This is a genomic window from Myxococcus sp. CA039A (assembly GCF_013336645.1).
Taxonomy (GTDB): domain Bacteria; phylum Myxococcota; class Myxococcia; order Myxococcales; family Myxococcaceae; genus Myxococcus; species Myxococcus llanfairpwllgwyngyllgogerychwyrndrobwllllantysiliogogogochensis.
The window spans coordinates 1-16,284 of sequence record NZ_JABUMQ010000264.1; the positions used below are offsets into that span (position 1 = coordinate 1).

General features: G+C 67.6%; 15 protein-coding genes. 9 read left to right on the forward strand and 6 right to left on the reverse strand.

The annotated features are described in order from the left end of the window. The 3 genes from HR086_RS34050 to HR086_RS34060 all read left to right on the forward strand — a co-directional run. A partial coding sequence (locus tag HR086_RS34050) for a thioesterase II family protein (protein WP_373564389.1) occupies window positions 1-393 on the forward strand: 393 nt, incomplete at its 5' end. A 23-nt stretch (window positions 394-416) separates the two neighbouring features. Further along, window positions 417-749 (forward strand): hypothetical protein, encoded by a 333-nt coding sequence (locus HR086_RS34055; protein ID WP_141640644.1) that lies wholly within the window; start codon window positions 417-419, stop codon window positions 747-749. Between the two features lie 22 nt (window positions 750-771). Next, complete coding sequence (locus HR086_RS34060) at window positions 772-1,641, forward strand: cupin-like domain-containing protein (RefSeq protein WP_141640643.1); 870 nt, start codon at window positions 772-774, stop codon at window positions 1,639-1,641. A gap of 15 nt (window positions 1,642-1,656) precedes the next feature. Here HR086_RS34060 and HR086_RS34065 read toward each other — a convergent pair whose 3' ends face one another. Further along, window positions 1,657-3,114 (reverse strand): hypothetical protein, encoded by a 1,458-nt coding sequence (locus tag HR086_RS34065; protein WP_254626578.1) that lies wholly within the window; start codon window positions 3,112-3,114, stop codon window positions 1,657-1,659. A 37-nt stretch (window positions 3,115-3,151) separates the two neighbouring features. Then, window positions 3,152-5,455, reverse strand: a complete 2,304-nt coding sequence (locus HR086_RS34070; protein ID WP_254626579.1) for a lantibiotic dehydratase — start codon at window positions 5,453-5,455, stop codon at window positions 3,152-3,154. A 104-nt stretch (window positions 5,456-5,559) separates the two neighbouring features. Here HR086_RS34070 and HR086_RS34075 point away from each other — a divergent pair, with 104 nt between their 5' ends. Both HR086_RS34075 and HR086_RS34080 read left to right on the forward strand, forming a co-directional pair. Then, a complete protein-coding gene (locus HR086_RS34075) occupies window positions 5,560-6,249 on the forward strand; it encodes a glutathione S-transferase (protein ID WP_141640642.1) in 690 nt (229 codons plus the stop codon). A gap of 34 nt (window positions 6,250-6,283) precedes the next feature. Continuing rightward, window positions 6,284-7,525, forward strand: coding sequence for a GNAT family N-acetyltransferase (locus tag HR086_RS34080; RefSeq protein WP_141640641.1), 1,242 nt, complete (start codon window positions 6,284-6,286; stop codon window positions 7,523-7,525). A gap of 60 nt (window positions 7,526-7,585) precedes the next feature. Here the strand turns inward: HR086_RS34080 and HR086_RS34085 are convergent, their stop codons facing one another. Next, complete coding sequence (locus tag HR086_RS34085; RefSeq protein ID WP_254626580.1) at window positions 7,586-8,707, reverse strand: hypothetical protein; 1,122 nt, start codon at window positions 8,705-8,707, stop codon at window positions 7,586-7,588. Window positions 8,708-8,864: 157 nt separating this feature from the next. On the opposite strand from HR086_RS34085, the gene HR086_RS34090 reads away from it, so the two are divergent. Then, entirely contained in the window at window positions 8,865-9,482 is a 618-nt protein-coding gene (locus HR086_RS34090; protein ID WP_141640640.1) for a hypothetical protein, read from the forward strand. Window positions 9,483-9,523: 41 nt separating this feature from the next. Here the strand turns inward: HR086_RS34090 and HR086_RS34095 are convergent, their stop codons facing one another. The 3 genes from HR086_RS34095 to HR086_RS49835 all read right to left on the reverse strand — a co-directional run bounded on the left by HR086_RS34095 (window position 9,524) and on the right by HR086_RS49835 (window position 12,395). Continuing rightward, entirely contained in the window at window positions 9,524-10,603 is a 1,080-nt protein-coding gene (locus tag HR086_RS34095) for a hybrid sensor histidine kinase/response regulator (protein ID WP_174467721.1), read from the reverse strand. Then, entirely contained in the window at window positions 10,600-12,063 is a 1,464-nt protein-coding gene (locus HR086_RS34100; protein WP_174455405.1) for an ATPase domain-containing protein, read from the reverse strand. The genes HR086_RS34095 and HR086_RS34100 overlap by 4 nt, the downstream gene beginning before the upstream one ends. A gap of 146 nt (window positions 12,064-12,209) precedes the next feature. Then, complete coding sequence (locus HR086_RS49835) at window positions 12,210-12,395, reverse strand: hypothetical protein (protein WP_368773764.1); 186 nt, start codon at window positions 12,393-12,395, stop codon at window positions 12,210-12,212. 321 nt (window positions 12,396-12,716) lie between these two features. On the opposite strand from HR086_RS49835, the gene HR086_RS34105 reads away from it, so the two are divergent. The 3 genes from HR086_RS34105 to HR086_RS34115 all read left to right on the forward strand — a co-directional run. Further along, a complete protein-coding gene (locus HR086_RS34105; protein WP_174467722.1) occupies window positions 12,717-14,756 on the forward strand; it encodes a carbamoyltransferase C-terminal domain-containing protein in 2,040 nt (679 codons plus the stop codon). Between the two features lie 26 nt (window positions 14,757-14,782). Continuing rightward, on the forward strand, window positions 14,783-15,835 hold the full coding sequence (locus tag HR086_RS34110) for a hypothetical protein (RefSeq protein WP_174467723.1): 1,053 nt from the start codon (window positions 14,783-14,785) through the stop codon (window positions 15,833-15,835). Between the two features lie 8 nt (window positions 15,836-15,843). After that, window positions 15,844-16,284: hypothetical protein (locus tag HR086_RS34115; protein WP_217442058.1), on the forward strand; the 441-nt coding region annotated here is incomplete at its 3' end.

Sequence of the window (16,284 nt, forward strand, 5' to 3'; positions counted from 1 at the left end):
CCCCAGACGCTGAAGGCCCACCCGCCCACGGCGATCACCCACGACATCGACGCGGCCGAGGCCCGGCGCATGGGCGAGGCCATCTCCGTCTCGGGCGACATGGCGGAAGAGCTGCTGAAGCTGATTCGCACCACCCTGCTGGCGGACACCGCCGTGTGCGAGGGCTACACGTGGAAGCCGGGCCCCGCCCTGGCCTGTCCGCTGTCCGCCTTCCGAGGCTTCGACGACTACGTCCCCGAGGACGCGACGGAGGCCTGGCGCCAGCTCACCTCCGGGACGTTCTTCACCCAGACGTTCCTGGGCGACCACTTCTTCCTGCGGCAGACGCCTCGCGGCCTGCTGCAGAACATGCGCCGGAGCCTCGCGAAGTCGCGGCCCGCGCCTTCACGCTGACCCTCCCCAAAGGAGCTGCCCCGATGAAGTACCTCATCTACGTCAAGGACCGCACCTCGGGCCCCGTGCCCCCGGACCCCATCGCCCTCAACCGCTCCGTCCGCGAGTGGGTGGGCGCCCGCCTCCAGGACGGCACCATGGACTGTGCCTACTACGTCCTCCCGAAGATGGGCCTCTGTATCATCAACGCCGACTCGCACGAGACGCTGCTGACGCTGCTGCGCGCGTGGCCGTCGTTCGCGTTCCAGGAGTTCGAGATCCACATGCTGGCGGACGTGCGCCACGGCATCGACAACAACTTCGAGCGACTGACGCGCGAGGGCCCCAAGGCCCAGGCCGAAGAAAACGCGGCGTGACGCGCCACCCAGGAGAGCTGTCATGAGCACCGCCACCGTGCAGAAGGATGTCGGGCCCCAGGTCCCCGAGCGCATGCCGCTCGACAACCGTCGGGCTTTCTACGAAGGCCTCGAAGCCAACAACAAGCCCATCATCTTCACGGATGCCATGAAGGGCTGGCCCGCCGCCGAGCGGTGGACCTTCGACTGGTTCATCCAGCAGTACGGCGACGTGAGCGTCCCGGTGGAGTGGCTGCGCTACAACGCACGCCCCGCGGGCGATGTGGAGCGCGTGGGCCGCGTGCGGAAGATGACGATGCGCGACTACGTCGCCTCGCTGAAGGTGAAGGACGGCGAGGAGACGCCGGGCTACCTCATTGGCAACGACTTGTTCCGCACCCTCCCCGCCCTGCACCGCGACGTGCGCTTCGACGAGTACGCCGTGCAGCGGCGCCTCACCGAGCAGCTCTTCTTCATGGGGCCGAAGGGCACCTTCACCCAGCTCCACTTCGACCGCGCGCACAACCTGCACGCCGTCATGGTGGGCCGCAAGCAGTGGCAGCTGTACGCGCCGTCACGGGACGCGGAGCTGCGGCCGGCGAAGCTCAGCCACCCCTGGTCGGTGATGAGCGCGCATGACCTGACACCGCACGGAGGCAAGCCGGACGAGCTGCCCGCGGGCAAGGTCCCGGACTATGACTTCGTCCTGGAGGCCGGGGAGATCCTCTACCTGCCCTATGGCTGGTGGCACCGCGTGTACACGGTGGAGGACGCCATCGCCACCAACTACTGGTGGTGGACCTGGTCCATGCTGGCGCGCATCGGCCCCAAGCTCATCCCCTCCATCGCGGTGAGCGCGATGAAGAAGATGCGCAAGCAGCAGACGCTCGGTCGCGAGTACCGCGAGCAGTGACGCGGAGCCGGCGGCTCACTCCAAGTCGATGAGGGCGGCGAACATCGCGCCCTGCGAGACATTGACGACGCCTGTGCCCTTTCCCATGGGGCACAGGCGCAGCGAGTGGCCGCCGTAGGTTTCACCGAGGACGAAGAGTCCCCAGATGACGCTGTGAGGCAGCACCCCACCGTCGGGTCCCAAGTAGTGGAAGGGCGCGGACCGCACCCGCTCCTGCACCACCCAGCCGCCCTCATCGAGCGCCTTGCGCGCGGCTTCGTCCCACGCGGGCGCGGGCGTCGACTCCCCGAGCAACACCGAGGCGCCGCCAAAGTCCCGCCCCGCCTTGAGCACCAGCTCCTCGCGCCGGGAGGACAGCAGCTCCGGAAGGAAGACGCGCTCTCCCCCGCGCTCGACATCGGCCCGCTCGACACGGCGAGACCAGGGCACGTGGGTGCGCACCAGCGCCTGCTCCTCGGCGGACAGCGCGGAGGACGTCACACGCTCCGACAGGAGCGCGAGGTTGCGCTTGTCGTCGAGCACGTCCTGAGCGGGACCGTTGAAGAGGCTGATTGAGCGAGCGGAAGTGGCGGCCCGCGCGTTTTCGATGAACTCCGGGCCCGCCATCAGGAGACGATCCCGGGCCTCGTACTCGACCACCGCGTGCAGCCGCTTGCCCTGGGTGGTGAGGCGGTGTCCCTCGGCGCTCTTCACCGCGCCGTAGGTGGTCATGAAGACCTCGCCCCGCGCGCCCTCCGGGCGGAGGATCTCCATGAGCTGGCTGGTGAAGAGTCGGCACGCCTGCTCCGCGAGCGCCGGCCCCGGAAGACCGCTCGGGGGGAAGAGGATGGCGATGTTGCACTCGCCCTCCCACTCGGTGTCGCGGCGCACGCAGTCCACGATGTTGGTGAAGAAGGCGCGCAGGGTATGGGGCTGACGGATGCGCAGCCCCTGCTCGGTGGCGAAGCGGTGCATCGCGGGCTGCGACATGACCTGCTGGACGAGGAAGGCCGTCTCCCAGCCGCCGACCCCCGCCGTCAGGTTGAACTCCAGGCACTTCAGGGAGGTGCCATCGTGGATGAAGTCACCGCGGCTGATGGCGCCACGCGCGTCGTCCGTGCGCGCGAGGCAGTCCAGCGCCTCGCTGGCGCGCTCCTGGGAGAGCCCGTACCAGGCCGCCGCGCTGGCGGCGTCCCGGAGCAGTCGCCGTGGCGCGCATTTGATGAGTCGGCACAGCTTCGTGGCCATCTCCCGCATCGCCACCACCGCCGTGGCGTCGATGAACAGGGGCCAGGCGTGCAGTTGGTAGGGAAAGAGCGGTGACGCCTCGCTCGGCGAGAAACTGTGCCGCGCGACGGCCTCCGGGACGCGCTCGGCGAAGTCGAGGAACTCCGCGGCCGCGGAGGACAGCCCCCCGTGCAACGCCTTGATGTCGGGAGGCAACTTTCCGCCGGGAATCGGCTCGGGCGCGCGCATGCCGTACTGCTCCTTCATGAGTAGAGGTGAACCACGTCGACTGCGTGGGAGTCGCTCAAGACAGCTCGCAGACCACGCGAAGCTCGCTCGTATATCGGTGCTGGGCCGCATCCGTGAGCCAGAGGTGGTCCGGGTCCGGCACCATCTCCGAGAAGCTGACCCGCGAGGACGGAGCTTCCTCCAGCGCGCGTCGCACCAGCTTGGCCATCATCTCCACCAGGAGCGGGCTGTCGAAGTCCACGAAGCAGGGCTTGCGCTCCGTCTCCACCTTGAAGAACGCGAAGCGAGGGATGCCGAGTCCGCGCTGCCAGCGCCGGGCCTCGAGCCACTGCTCCAGCGCCTCCGTGACACTGGCGAAGCCCAGGCTCGCCGCCGGCACGCTCCAGCGCTCGCGGGCGACGATGACACCATCCACCGTCAGTCGCGGCGAGTAGTCCTCGCCCAGCGCCAGGTCGAAGGCGCTCGCGCAGCGGTGCTCCAGATAGACGGCCAGGAAGTCCATCAACCCGAAGCGGCGCCCGCTCACGCGGTCGACAACCTCCAGCGCGCCGTCGCGACGCTCCACCACCAGGTCCCCCACGCGCAGGGCGCGAGCGCCAGGATTCGGCGACGGCTCCTGCCCGGAGAGGTAGTGGAGGCTGCCTCTGGGGAACAGGCACGGCAGCGTCCGCTGGCTCCACTCGGACTTGGGAAACACCGGGACGATGTCCGCCTCGGTGGCACACCGCTCCGCGAGCGCGAAGAGCTCCGCGGGCGCGGGGTGCTGCTCCACGAAGAGCGAGGAGATGCTGTTGCACAGGTGCAGCTCACCCAGGACCAGTTGGTAGTCCCCGGCGCGGACCGCCTCGTCGCTCGCCGCGTCGATCATCACGTCCGGCGACGCATGCCAGCGGCGCTTCCACCCCGCTCCGCTCGTGACGAAGCTCTCTCGCACCAGGGGACGCAGTGCCTCGACGGTGCGCGTCTGACGACGGACACCCGGTTCCAGGGCGAAGAGCTCACGCCAGCGACGACGGTGCTCGGTGACAATCTCCTGGATGGGCATCAGCTCCGTCGCGGACGCCGGATCTTGAATGCCCTCGACGAAGGCGAGCTGGAGCGTGGTGAGCTCCACCGTCGCGCCTCCCTGGGACAGCTTGTCGAACAGCGCCTCCAAGCCCACGCCCGTGCGACGGGTCACCTCGCCCACCAGCCAGCGAGCCCCCGTCAGCAGCAGCTCCAACACGGGTCCGAGTCGCGCGAGCAGCGGAGCACCCAGCTCCAGCGATCCATCCCTCACGCAGTCCTCGTAGATGAGCGTGCGCGAGGCGTACGTCTTGCCCGCGGCGCGCGTCGGGAGCGCGCCCGTGACTTCCTTGAACACGCCCTCCAGCTCCGCGAGCGCTCCGTCCAGCGCCTCGGGTGAGCCGGCCGCGGCCTCGACGGCGGCACGCGCGTGCTCCAGTCGGTCCAATGGGGCCAGCGCGCGCGCCCGAGCATCCTCATCGGGAATCGCCATCAGCGCGCCGCGCAGCACCATCTCCGGGCGCACCAGCAGCGGCACGTCCCAACCCCAGGCCAGCACTCCCATCCCGCTCGCCTGGTCCAGCGCGTCGTAGACCTCGTCCACGTTCGCGAAGGCGGGCTCGGCGCCGCGCGTGAGCGCCTCCGCGATGGCCACTGCGCTGACCGTGCCATCACACCGCGCGAGCAACAGCGCCTGCGACGGCAACAGCTCCACGGGCGTGGGCATGGGGCCATGCAGCACCTGGCCCTCCAGGCGGAAATACGGCAACAGCCGAGGCGGCGCCCAACGTCGCAGGGTCGCGTCCTGGACCAGCGCGGCGCCGAGCGTGTCCATGCACCACGCCTCGAAGTAGACGGCGCGCCGGGAGACGAGCTGCTGCCCCGGCGACAAACGCAAGGCGTCACTCGACTGCGTCAGCCGCGCCCAACCCACCGGACCGAAGAACCCGATGGTGTCATTCTTGGTGCTGTAACGCTGAACGTAGGAAGCGACCAGCCGCTCGCGTTGCCGGGCCTTGCTGTTGCGCGCGGTGGCGGGAAGCGCCGCGAGTGGCTCGACGCCCGTCTTGTACGCGTGACGGTTCTGCCAGAGCAGGGCCTCGCGCAGTCGCGTCTCACCCGCCAGGGAGCGCAGCGCGGCGCTGATATTCAGCAAATCCGCGTCGAATGCGGCACGCAGTGTGTCCCCGGGTGTTTCAGCCCCCGTTGCGAGCCAGGCCTCCGCGGCGGCGGCGGCGCTCGGTGCCGCGAGCCGGAGCACATCCTCGGCGGGAAAACCGGCGCCGCGCAGCGCGGCCCAGGGCCACAGCGCCATTCCAGGAGCAAGCGGGACAAGCAAGGGTGAAGCGGACATCGAGGATTCCAGAGGCTCGGGTACAGCGGTCAAGGAAGTCTGCCCCTTCCGGATTGTCCGCCTACTCTAGTATACAGCCCGTCCCTCTCAACGGCGTTCCCTGTATGAGCGATCAATCATCATCATTGCCGCGTCTTTCGTATTTCACGGGTCGAGGTGTCGCGGAGAAGATCCGCCTGGTGCTCGCCGAGTCCGGCACGGAGTACGAGGACATCGACCTGGGCAAGTTCGACGTAAAGGCGAAGGAGAAGACGCCTCCCTTCGAGGAGCTGAAGCGCGCCGGAAAGCTGGCCTTCGACAAGGTGCCCTTGTGGGAGGAGCCGGACGGCTTCCGCGTCGTGCAGAGCCTGGCCATCCTGCGTCACGTCGCGCGCACCCGGGGCCTCTATGGCGCGAACCCGCGTGAGAGCGCCGCCTGCGACATGATCATCGAAGGCGTCGAGGAAGTGACGGCGCGCGCGCGCAGCCTGACTTCGCTCAGCCCGGACGACCTGTCCGAGCAGCTCCCCATCATCCTGGGCGAGGAGCTGCCCCAGTGGCTCGGCCACTTCGAGCGCGTGATTGGGAACAACGGCAGCGGCGAGGGCTTCTTCGTCGGCACCGCGGTGAGCGTGGCGGACACCAGCGTCTTCGGCTTCCTGGAGCTGCTCGTCGACAACGGGCTCATGGAGGTGCTGGAGAACAGCTACCCGCGCCTGCGCTCGTTTTTCGAGCGGATGAGACAGCGTCCCAACCTCGCGCGCTACATCGCTTCTCCCAAGCGAAACCCGCCCGTCCAGCTCCTCAACGGCTGAGCGGAATCATCCTGGCACCCGAAGCCCTCCGGCCATGACGCTGACCCTGAAGTTTCATGACTCCGTCCGCCACCTGAGTGATGAGGCGCTGGACGTCCTCACGTCCGAGTCGAGTGTGTTCTTCGGCCGGCGCTGGCTCAGGATGTTGGACGCGGTCGACCTCCCCTTCATGGTCCGGGGCGAGCTGTCGCTTCGCTATGCCATTGTCAGCCAGGGCGAGGTCCCCGTCGCGCTGGCGCCGTGTTTCATCACCCGCAGCCAGAACATCTACACCCCCTACGCGCTGGAGAAGTTCTTCTTCAGCAGTTGGAAGAAAGGCTTCGCCAACGCAGGGGGGCTGAGCCGGGTGGCCGTCACGGTGGCGGACCTCTACCACTCGCTGGCGCGGCTCACGGGGGCTGGCATCGATGGAGGCGTGTTCGTCACCAGCCCCCTCAGCATGCGCAGCGGCATCATCTGCTCGCCCCAGTCGCCTGAACTCGCGCGCCAGGCCCGCGAGCTCATCCTCCAGGGGCTGCGGGAGCTGGCGACGAGTGAGCGACTCCCCCTCTACTTCTACGGAGTGGATGGAGACGATGCGGCGCTCCGAGAGGCGCTCAACTCAGCGTCCTTCCAGGAAGTCTTCATCTACGACGACAACGTCATCGACGTGCCGCCGGGTGAGAGCCTCGACGCCTATCTGGGCCAGTTCAAGAGCGACGCGCGGAGGTTCCTCAAGAAGGAGATGGCGCACGTTCGAGACGCGGGCGTGAGCTTCGAGCGTGTCTCGCGCATGGGTGAGATGGGCGAGTTGCTCGAGCGGTTCTACGAGGTGACGTATTCGAAGTACGGCAGCGAGCACATCCGCCACCCGCCCGCGTTCTGGTCCGCCATCGAGCAGCACGTCTCACCCGAAGCCGAGGCCGTGGTGGGCTACCAGGGCGGAGAGCCCATCGGGTTCTCCCTGCTGCTGCAGAAGCACGACGAGGTGTGGTTCTACCGCGTCGGTCGCGCCGAGGCGGGTGCATCGGAGACACCGCTGTACTTCAACCTCGGCTTCTATGAGCCGCTGCGCCGGGCCTACGAGCTGGGCGCCCGGAAGCTCTGGCTCGGGCCCAGCGCCTACGAGACGAAGCGACGGAGAGGCGCGCGAAGACATCCACTCTTCAGCTACCTGTGGATTCCAGGGCGCTGGCCGCGCACCGTCCTTCAGCCCTACGTGTCTGCCTATTCCCGCGTGACGAAGGCCATGGCGGCGGGCAGCCCGCAGAAGAACCGGATGCGAAAGACACCCTGACTTGAAGGGTGCCTCGACTCCCGTGGTGCGTCGCACCCCACCACGGGAGCCTGAGCAGGCTCAGCCTTCGAGCTGCTCCGGCGTGACGCAGGCCGCGGCGAGGTCCAGGTCCTCCAGCGGGATTCGCTGGATGTGTTCGCGAGGCTCGTACTTGGGGTTGAGCTTGTCGCGATACTTCTCGGAGCCGCTCTCGTACGTCACCCACAGCTCGCCATCGATGATGTTCACGCCCTGGGCGTAGGGGTCGATGAGCCCATTGCTGATATCCACCCGGTTATCGATGTTCGCCGTGAAGGAGTCCGCGCTCGCCTCGAACGGCTGGTAGACGAGCTTCTGGTCGCCCGTGGTGAACAGCAGGGCGCCGTCGACCACCGTCATGCCCTGGGCGCGGTCCGGCGCACGGATGGGTCCCTGGCGTGAGTCCTCGATGAGGGAGCCGGTCTCCTCGTCGATCTTGTAACGCCAGACAGCGCCCGCCTTGCCATCGCCGTCCTTGCTGTAGCTGCCGATGTACGCGTAGCCGTCCTTCACCGTCATGTAGCTGCCAGCGGAGACCAGGTCCATGCCAGTGGCAGGGTCCTTCACTCCCTCGGGGAATGGGACCTCCATCACCTGGGAGGCCTGGGCCACGGTCCCCGTCTTCGCCGCGCGCTCCAGTTCCTCGCGCGTGTAGACGTAGATGCCCCGGGTGTCGGAGACGTAGACGAACTCGCCGTCGGTCGAGACACCACCGCCGTGCGTGGGCTTTCCCTCTTCGGGGTGCTTGGGGTCGAGCCCACCGAGCTGCACCTGGAGCGACTCGCTGCCCGAGCCCTTGTCCTGCACGGACAGCAGCACGTCGTGCTCGTCGGAGTAGTACGTCGTGAGCACTTCATCGCGTTTGGCGTCGTAGCCCTGGCCCTGGGGCGTCCAGCCCGCATCGAGGTGCAGCAGCTCCGGACCGACGGGCGCCGAGCCGCTCGAGGAAGGCGGAGCGGCCACCACGCTCGCGGGCTCCGCGACCGCCGACTTCGTCCCCAGGCCGGTGAGATTCACGGGGCTGGGCCGGGCGGCCTCCAGGCCGTCCTGGAAATAGGGCGCGGGGGCTGGGGGCGTCGCCGGTGCTTCAGGCGCCAGAGGCTTCGTGGCGTCCGTCTGGGTCGTGGTGACGACCCGGCGAGGAATCGAGGTGATCAAGAGCATGCCTCCGTCTGAACGGGCGAGTATCCAAGCCCCGCTGTATCACGGGCTGGTAACAACCCGAGCATATCCGAGTCTGGCCGGGAGAGCGCGACCCGGCCCACGGAACCGGCGGCCCCTTGGGGCGGCTGCGGGACGCGGATTTTGCTATGGGGGGGCCATGTCATCCGCACTCCAGACCCGTTCCCCCAGCTCCCTGGCCGCTGGCCGCTTTGGTCAGACGCGCTACATGATTCGCCGGAAGTTCTTCAAGCTGTTCGGCGGCGCCTTCCACATCTACGACGAGGTGGGCAACCTCGCGTTCTACTCGAAGATGAAGGCCTTCAAGCTGAAGGAGGACCTGCGCATCTACGGAGATGAGGAGATGCGTGAGGAGCTGCTCACCATCAAGGCGCGCGGCATCCTCGACTTCGGCATGACGTACGACGTGACGGACGCCGCCACGGGAGAGCGCGTGGGCGCGCTGCGCCGCAAGGGCCTGCGCTCCATCCTCCGAGACCAGTGGCTGGTGCTGGACGCGAACGACCAGGAGACGGGGAAGATTGAAGAGGACAGCATGATGCTGGCGCTGGTGCGCCGCTTCCTCACCAACCTGGTGCCGCAGTCCTTCTCCGGGAAGCTGGGCGAGACGAAGGTCCTCGCCTTCCACCAGCGCTTCAACCCGTTCATCCAGAAGATCGACCTGGACTTCTCGATGGACGACCGGAACCTGCTCGACCGGCGGCTCGGCATCGCCGCGGCGGTCCTGATGTGCGCCATCGAAGGCCGTCAGCAGTAGCCCTCGGGAGGAGGGCCGGGAGCGCGTCCCGGCCCCCTTCTTCAGGAGCGGAGGGGCAGTCGGAGGGTGAAGGTGGAGCCTTCGCCCATCTGGGAGCGGGCGGCCAGCGAGCCACCGTGAAGCCGGGCGAGCGACGAGGCGATGAACAAGCCCAGTCCATGGCCCCTCCCCTGTTGGCTGTCCGCTCTCCGGAAGCGATCGAAGACGTGGGGCAGCGAGGCGGCCGGGATTCCCACGCCCTTGTCTCGCACATGGATGAGGACCGCGCCCGGATCCAACGCCGTCCGGATGTCCACCTCGCGAGAGGTGCCGCGATACTTCACCGCATTGGACAGCAGGTTGTTGAGGATCTGCCGCGTCCGTTCCGCGTCGAAGAACACCTGCTCCGAAGGCTCCTGCGCCTCCAGCCGGAAGGTCACCTCCGGCTGGGCCTCGGCCCAGTCCTGGATGACTTCCTGGAGGAAGGGAACCAGGGGCGCGGGCACGCGCTGGAGCTCCAGCTTCCCATCCACCAGTCGCGAGGCGTCCAGGATGGAGGTCACCAACCCGTTCATCTGGTCGAGCTGGCGCATCACCGACTCCGCGGAGCGTTGCTCGTCTTCGGGGGCGCCACGCTTGAGCAGCTTGCGAAGCAGGAGCTGGACGTTGAGGCGCGCGGAGCTCAGCGGCGTCTTCAGCTCATGAGCGACCCAGTTGAGCATCTCCTCGCGCGCCGCTCCCAAGGAGGTGGCGGAATCGCGCGAAGGCGGAGGTGTGTCCGGAATGGCCCGTTCGTGACGGGCCAGCGCGGCGCTGACGGTCTTCTCGAATGTGGCCAGGTCCACCGGCTTGGCCAGGAACGTCTCCGCCTCTTCGCGACCGGTTGGGCGCGCCGCGCTGAGGAGCACGAAAGGCACGTGCGCCAGGGCGGGCTCCGAGCGCATCGCATAGAACAACTGCATCCCCGTGCGCCGGGGCATCATGTGGTCGCTGATGACCAGATCCGGAGGCTCCGTGCGCGCGAGCATCAGGGCCTCCTCGCCATTGCTTGCTCGCACGACGCGGTGGCCCAGGTCCTCGAGCACCTCGGAGAACACTTCCAGGAGCGCCTCTTCGTCCTCGGCGATGAGGATCAGGCTCATGTCGTGCTCCCACCGATGGTGGTTCCCACCGGACGGGCCTGACCCGTGAGCAATCCCTGAGAGGAACGCATGGGGGCGAGCACCCGCAGGCCCGTATCGGCCACCTCGAACTCGCGCACGGTGCTGTCGTACTTGCTGTCGCGCATCTTCAGGATGGAGAGGATCCGGTGCAGGCGGCCGTGCAGCTCCACGAAGCGCAGGAGCAGCACGTTCTCCGCCAGCATGGCCACGGGCGAATCGCTGAAATCCAGCTCGGTGCCCACGACCTTGGAGACCTCGCGGGTGAACAACGACGTCACCCCCAGTTGCCGCAGGCGCAGCGACAGGGATGCCAGGAAGGCGCGGCGTCGCTCGCCCTCCATGATGGACTGCTCCAGCTCCGCCAGCCCATCCAGGACGACGCGCTTCACGCCCCGCTCCTCGATGCGCTGGAGGATGCGGCGGACAAGGACGTCTGCCTCGGCTTCCGCGGGCAGCTCGTTGATGATTTCCAGCATCCCGGACTCGTACGCGGGCCGCATGTCCAGCCCCACCCGCAGCGCGCGGGCGAGCACGCGCTCGGGTGAGTCGAAGAACGAGACGAAGAGCGCCTTCTCCCCACGGCGAGCGCCGTCCAGCGCGAAGTACGACGCCATCAGCGTCTTGCCGATGCCCATGCTCCCGGCGATCAACGTGGCGCTGTTGGACGGAAAGCCGCCGTACATCAAGGTGTCCAGCTCCGGAAGCCCGAAGCCCCTGCGTTCGAGGTCCAGAGGAGCCTCCGGCACGGCAGGCAGCGTCGCCTCCAGGCGAGGCAGGAAGTCCACGCCCTGCATGGTGATGCGCATGACGTGCTCACCCATCAGGTGTGGACGACCGCGCAGCTTCACCACCTCCACCCGGCGCATGCGGAGCGCGCCCTGGCTCCGGACGGACACCGCCACGATGCCATCCATGGTGGTGGCCTCCGGCAGTTCCATCAGTCGCTGGAGCGGATACTCCGTGGTGAAGATGCCAATGCAGTTGAGCGCCGCCAGGCCGAGGCCCAGCTCGTAGAGGAACTCGCGCAACCGCGCCTCGTCCTGCCACAGGTCGCGGATGGAGCGCAGGCCGTCGATGAAGAGCAGGCGGGCGCCGCGCTCTCGCACCGTCTGGAGGAGCAGGTCCCTGGCTTCCTTGGCGCCCCGCTTCAGCGCCGAGTAGGCGCTGATGAGGAACAGCATGTCGCCCAGCACCTCGGGCTTGTGGAAGGCGAAGCCGGACAGCGCATCCACCAGCTTGTCATGAGGCTCGGAAGTGACGGTGACCACCACGACGGGGATGCCCCGCGACGCGGCCGCGAAGGCCACCTGGCTGCACAGCACCGTCTTGCCGCTGCCGGGCGTCCCGGTGACGATGATGGACTGGCGAGGAGGCAACCCACCCGCCAGGAGCACGTTGAGGCTGGGGATGCCGGTGTCGAAGTTCTGCGGCGGACTCATTCAGGAATTCCGGGGAACGTGAAGACCCAGGCGAGGGAGGCCTGAGCCAGGAGGTGTGCACGCGACGGCACAGCGCGCAACCTGCGGTTGGCTCGGGCGACCCGCCACCCCGAAACGCCGTTCGACGACCCCGGACTGTTCAGCAGTCAGCATCCTCCAGCCCTCCAGGGCTGGATGCTGAACCCGCGAAGGGCTGGGCGCCTGCCGTGTGCCGTCCAGCCCCCCGTGCGATGGACCTGGCGCGCGCTCCCCTGGCACCAGCCAGAGGAACCGCACGTGCGGCGACCATCACACGGGCAGGCGTTGGAGCAGCGGTTCGAGCCCCCGATCAAATCTCCAGGAAGACCAGCTTATCTCAACGGACCAGTAAAACTGGCCGCACATGAACCCATCGAGAAAGCCAGACGCAACCCACCCTCCACGCGCGACGGATTGTGGATGTTATTGGCGTTGACCGGAGCGCCTCAAGGTGCCCGAGCTCGCGATTCTCCAGGGACGTCAATCGGGCGGCGCGGAGCCACCACCGAAGACGAGGGGGTCGTCGAGGTTCTTGAGGTCATCGCCAACCCGAACGCGGGATTCTTTCCTCTTAGGCGGGTTTTTCAATACAGTGCGACTGAGTCGTCAGCGCGTATTAAACGGAGAATCCAGGAATGGCTCGAAACGTCAAGTCCACCTACGTCCTTGGTACGGGTCTCTCTCACGACGGCTCGGCGTGCCTCATCAAGGATGGGCGCATCTGTGTGGCCATCGAGAAGGAGCGCATCACCCGGCGCAAGCACGACGGTGGCAACGACTCGGACGCGGTGAGCTACTGCCTGCAGGCCGAGGGCATCACCATCGACGACGTGGCCGTGGTCGTGCAGAACGACAACTTCGGCATGCTGGTGGGGGCGGACGACTGGTTCCAGGGGCCTCGGGTGGTGAAGGGAACCAACGTCCCCCTCGTCACCATCTCCCACCACCTGGCGCACGCCTTCAGCGCCATCTGCGCGTCGCCGTTCGACGAAGCCTCGGTGCTCATCATCGATGGCAGCGGCAATTCCTTCGATGACTGCCTGGACCGTGAAGGGTGCACCCTGGGCGTGACGCCCGCCAAGGAACTGGAGCACCTCTACTTCGAGAAGGACAGCTATTACCACTACGAGCAGGGCCGGATGCGCCCGGTCTACAAGGACTTCTCCGAGGCCGGCATGGGCATCAAGCAGTACCCCATGCGTCCCAACTTCACGATGCACTCCATTGGAGGCATGTACCTGGCTGCGAGCGTGTACGTGTTCGCGGGCTTCGAGGACCCGGGGAAGCTGATGGGGCTTGCGCCGTTTGGCCGCCCGAACCAGCACGACTTCCCCATCTTCGACCTGAAGGACGGTCGCGTCTTCGTGCGCTACGACTGGATGGAGCGCTTCACGCGGCCGGCGCGCAACAAGACGGACTTCAAGGAGGGCTTCCAGGCACACGCGGACTTCGCGTGGTGGCTGCAGCGTGAGGTGGAGCGGGCCCTGCTCTACGTCGTGAACCACCGCTACGAGCAGGCGCCGTCGGACAACCTCGTGTACGCGGGAGGCGTGGCGCTCAACGCGGTGGCCAACCGCGTCATCCGCACGCAGTCTCGCTTCAAGAACATGTTCATCCAGCCGGCGGCGGGTGACAACGGGCTGGCGGTGGGCTGCGCGTATTACGGCTGGCAGGAGGTGCTCAAGCGCGAGCGGGTGAAGGCCACGGGCTCCTCGGCGTTCGGCCGGCACTACCGCCGCGACGAGGTGGATGCGGCCCTCAAGAACCACGACGACCTGCTGAAGGAGGAGCCGGCGCAGGACGTGTACCGGCGCACCGCGGAGCTGCTCGCGGACGGCAAGGTGGTGGGTTGGTTCCAGGGGGGCTCGGAGCTCGGTCCGCGGGCGCTCGGCCACCGCAGCATCCTGGCGGACCCGCGCCTGCCGCACATGCGCGACTTCATCAACAGCAAGGTGAAGTTCCGTGAGGACTTCCGCCCCTTCGCGCCGTCGGTGCTGCGCGAGGACTGCTCCACCTACTTCGACTGCGACTACGAGAGCCCGTACATGGTCATGGTGGCGCCGGTGCGTCCGGAGTGGCGCTCGCGCATCCCCAGCGTCGTGCACCAGGACTTCTCGGCGCGCATCCAGACGGTGACCGAGGACGTGTCCCCCGCGTACTACCGGCTGCTGAAGCAGTTCAAGGAGGTCACCGGCATCTCCGTGCTGCTCAATACCTCCTTCAACCGCAAGGGCATGCCCATCGTGGAGACGCCCGAGGAGGCCATCCGGTTCTTCCTCAGCTGCGCGCTGGACGCGCTGGTGCTGGAGGACCGCATCTTCTTCAAGGTGGCGACGCGGACGTCCGTGGACCTGCCCCTGGACAAGCTGCTGCTGGAGCGCATCAAGCCCGCGCTGGAGCGCAACGTCGAGGAGGCGAAGCGTATCGGCGGGGTGTTCGAGCTGCGCCTGAGCGGCGTGCGGACCTTCACCATGGACCTGTCGCGCCAGCAGCCGACCCTCTTCGAGGGCCGTCAGAAGACCCCGGACGTGGTGCTCGAACTCTCGGAGAGCGACTTCCAGCGGCTCTACAACGACCCCAACGAGGCCCAGTCGCTGTTCGGCCAGGGAAAGATCTCCGTCAACGGAGATCCCGCGCGCGCGCTGCAGGTGGCGCGCATCCTGCGGATGTCGTGAGCCGCGGGCCCGCACTCGAGAACGCCATGAACGTACGGGAAGCTCTCCAGCGGACGAAGCACTGGGTCGATACGGAAGGCAGCCGGATCCCAGGCTTCCTGGGCGCCTATGTCGCGGGGAGTTCGACGCGCATGCCGCTGGACGCGCCCTTCGCGCCGTGGCGTGACGTCGATATCGTCATCGCCACGACGGACGCGAACGAGGTCCGGATGCCGCCCCTGGAGTTCGTGCACCAGGAGGTCATCGTGGAGTGCGGCTGCCTGGACGCGAAGCTCTTCCAGCGCGCCGAGGATATCGTCGCGACCCCGGAGCACGCGGACAACCTCGCGGCGGGGGTCATCCTGTCGGACCCGACCGGCGCCTTCCAGAAGCTGCACGAGCGCGTCGCCGTGGAGTTCCCCCGGCGCCCCTGGGTGCGTGCCCGGTGCGAGGCACACCAGCGCACCTTCCTGACGCACCTGGAGCAGGCCACCCAGGCCCGCGCGGCGGGGATGTATCCGCTGATGCTCATGCACTACCACGCCGCCCTGGTCTACCTGTCGGGGCTCGTGGCGCTGTCACACCTGCGCCCCATCACAGTGCGCCAATGCTTCGTCCTCTCGGGGGAGTTGCTGGAGCGGCAGGGGCTCGGGGCCCTGCACGAGGAATCGCTGGAGCTGCTGGGCAGCGCGAGCCTGTCGAAAGTGGAGGTGGAGCACTTCCACGCGGACTTCATGAAGGCCTTTGACCGCGCGATTGAAGTGAAGCGGGGCGACATCCCGTACGGCTTCAAGCTTCGCGCGCACCTGAGGCGCGCCTACCTGGAGGGAACCCAGGAGATGATCGATGCCGGGCGGCACCGGGAGGCCGCGTTCTGGTTCTTCGGCCTCTATTTCCTCGCGCTGATGGTGCTCCAGAAAGACGCCCCCGGCGACGAGAGGCTGGCGTTCCAGGCGCGCTTCGATGCGTTCTTCACCCGGCTCGACTTGCATCCCACCGCGGACTGGATGGGCCGGCTGCGGCGCGCGAAGGCCGTCTTCGAGCGGTTCCGCGAGGCCTCCGAAACGGCCCTCGCGAGCACCCCCGCCATCAAGGACTGACTCCCCTCATGGCGACCATCCTCCTCGCGCCCTTCGCGGGCCATGGCCATATCAATCCCACCCTGAAGCTCGCCCGGGCACTGGGCCAGCGAGGCCACCGCGTGGTCTACGCGGGCCCCCTGGACTGCCAGAAGCTGGTGACCCGCCGCGGGGGCGAGTTCATCCCCGTGCTCGAGGAGCAATTGCCCAAGGGCAGCTTCGACCCCTTCCAGGCCTCCGGGTTCCTGGGGCACGTGCGCCAGCTCCGCGCGCTCACGCGCCGGGTCGACGCCGCGCTGCTGGCCATCGCGGAGGGCGCGCTCGACGGAGTCTTCGAGCGCGTGCGACCGGACCTGGTGGTCTGCGACACCCTCCTCCCGTACACGGCGCTGGTGGCCCATGGCCATGGAGTCCCAGCGGTCTTCTTCAACACCTCCGTGCCCCGCGAGTTCATCCACCCCTTCCTGTCC

What these genes read in the sequence shown, in the direction of transcription:
- HR086_RS34095 (WP_174467721.1), bottom strand. Translation starts at nt 10,603, where the DNA reads ATGAGCCTGATCCTCATCGCCGAGGACGAAGAGGCGCTCCTGGAAGTG.
- HR086_RS34075 (WP_141640642.1), top strand. Translation starts at nt 5,560, where the DNA reads ATGAGCGATCAATCATCATCATTGCCGCGTCTTTCGTATTTCACGGGT.
- HR086_RS34060 (WP_141640643.1), top strand. Translation starts at nt 772, where the DNA reads ATGAGCACCGCCACCGTGCAGAAGGATGTCGGGCCCCAGGTCCCCGAG.
- HR086_RS34110 (WP_174467723.1), top strand. Translation starts at nt 14,783, where the DNA reads ATGAACGTACGGGAAGCTCTCCAGCGGACGAAGCACTGGGTCGATACG.
- HR086_RS34085 (WP_254626580.1), bottom strand. Translation starts at nt 8,707, where the DNA reads ATGCTCTTGATCACCTCGATTCCTCGCCGGGTCGTCACCACGACCCAG.
- HR086_RS34090 (WP_141640640.1), top strand. Translation starts at nt 8,865, where the DNA reads ATGTCATCCGCACTCCAGACCCGTTCCCCCAGCTCCCTGGCCGCTGGC.
- HR086_RS34105 (WP_174467722.1), top strand. Translation starts at nt 12,717, where the DNA reads ATGGCTCGAAACGTCAAGTCCACCTACGTCCTTGGTACGGGTCTCTCT.
- HR086_RS34080 (WP_141640641.1), top strand. Translation starts at nt 6,284, where the DNA reads ATGACGCTGACCCTGAAGTTTCATGACTCCGTCCGCCACCTGAGTGAT.
- HR086_RS34100 (WP_174455405.1), bottom strand. Translation starts at nt 12,063, where the DNA reads ATGAGTCCGCCGCAGAACTTCGACACCGGCATCCCCAGCCTCAACGTG.
- HR086_RS34065 (WP_254626578.1), bottom strand. Translation starts at nt 3,114, where the DNA reads ATGAAGGAGCAGTACGGCATGCGCGCGCCCGAGCCGATTCCCGGCGGA.
- HR086_RS34070 (WP_254626579.1), bottom strand. Translation starts at nt 5,455, where the DNA reads ATGTCCGCTTCACCCTTGCTTGTCCCGCTTGCTCCTGGAATGGCGCTG.
- HR086_RS34055 (WP_141640644.1), top strand. Translation starts at nt 417, where the DNA reads ATGAAGTACCTCATCTACGTCAAGGACCGCACCTCGGGCCCCGTGCCC.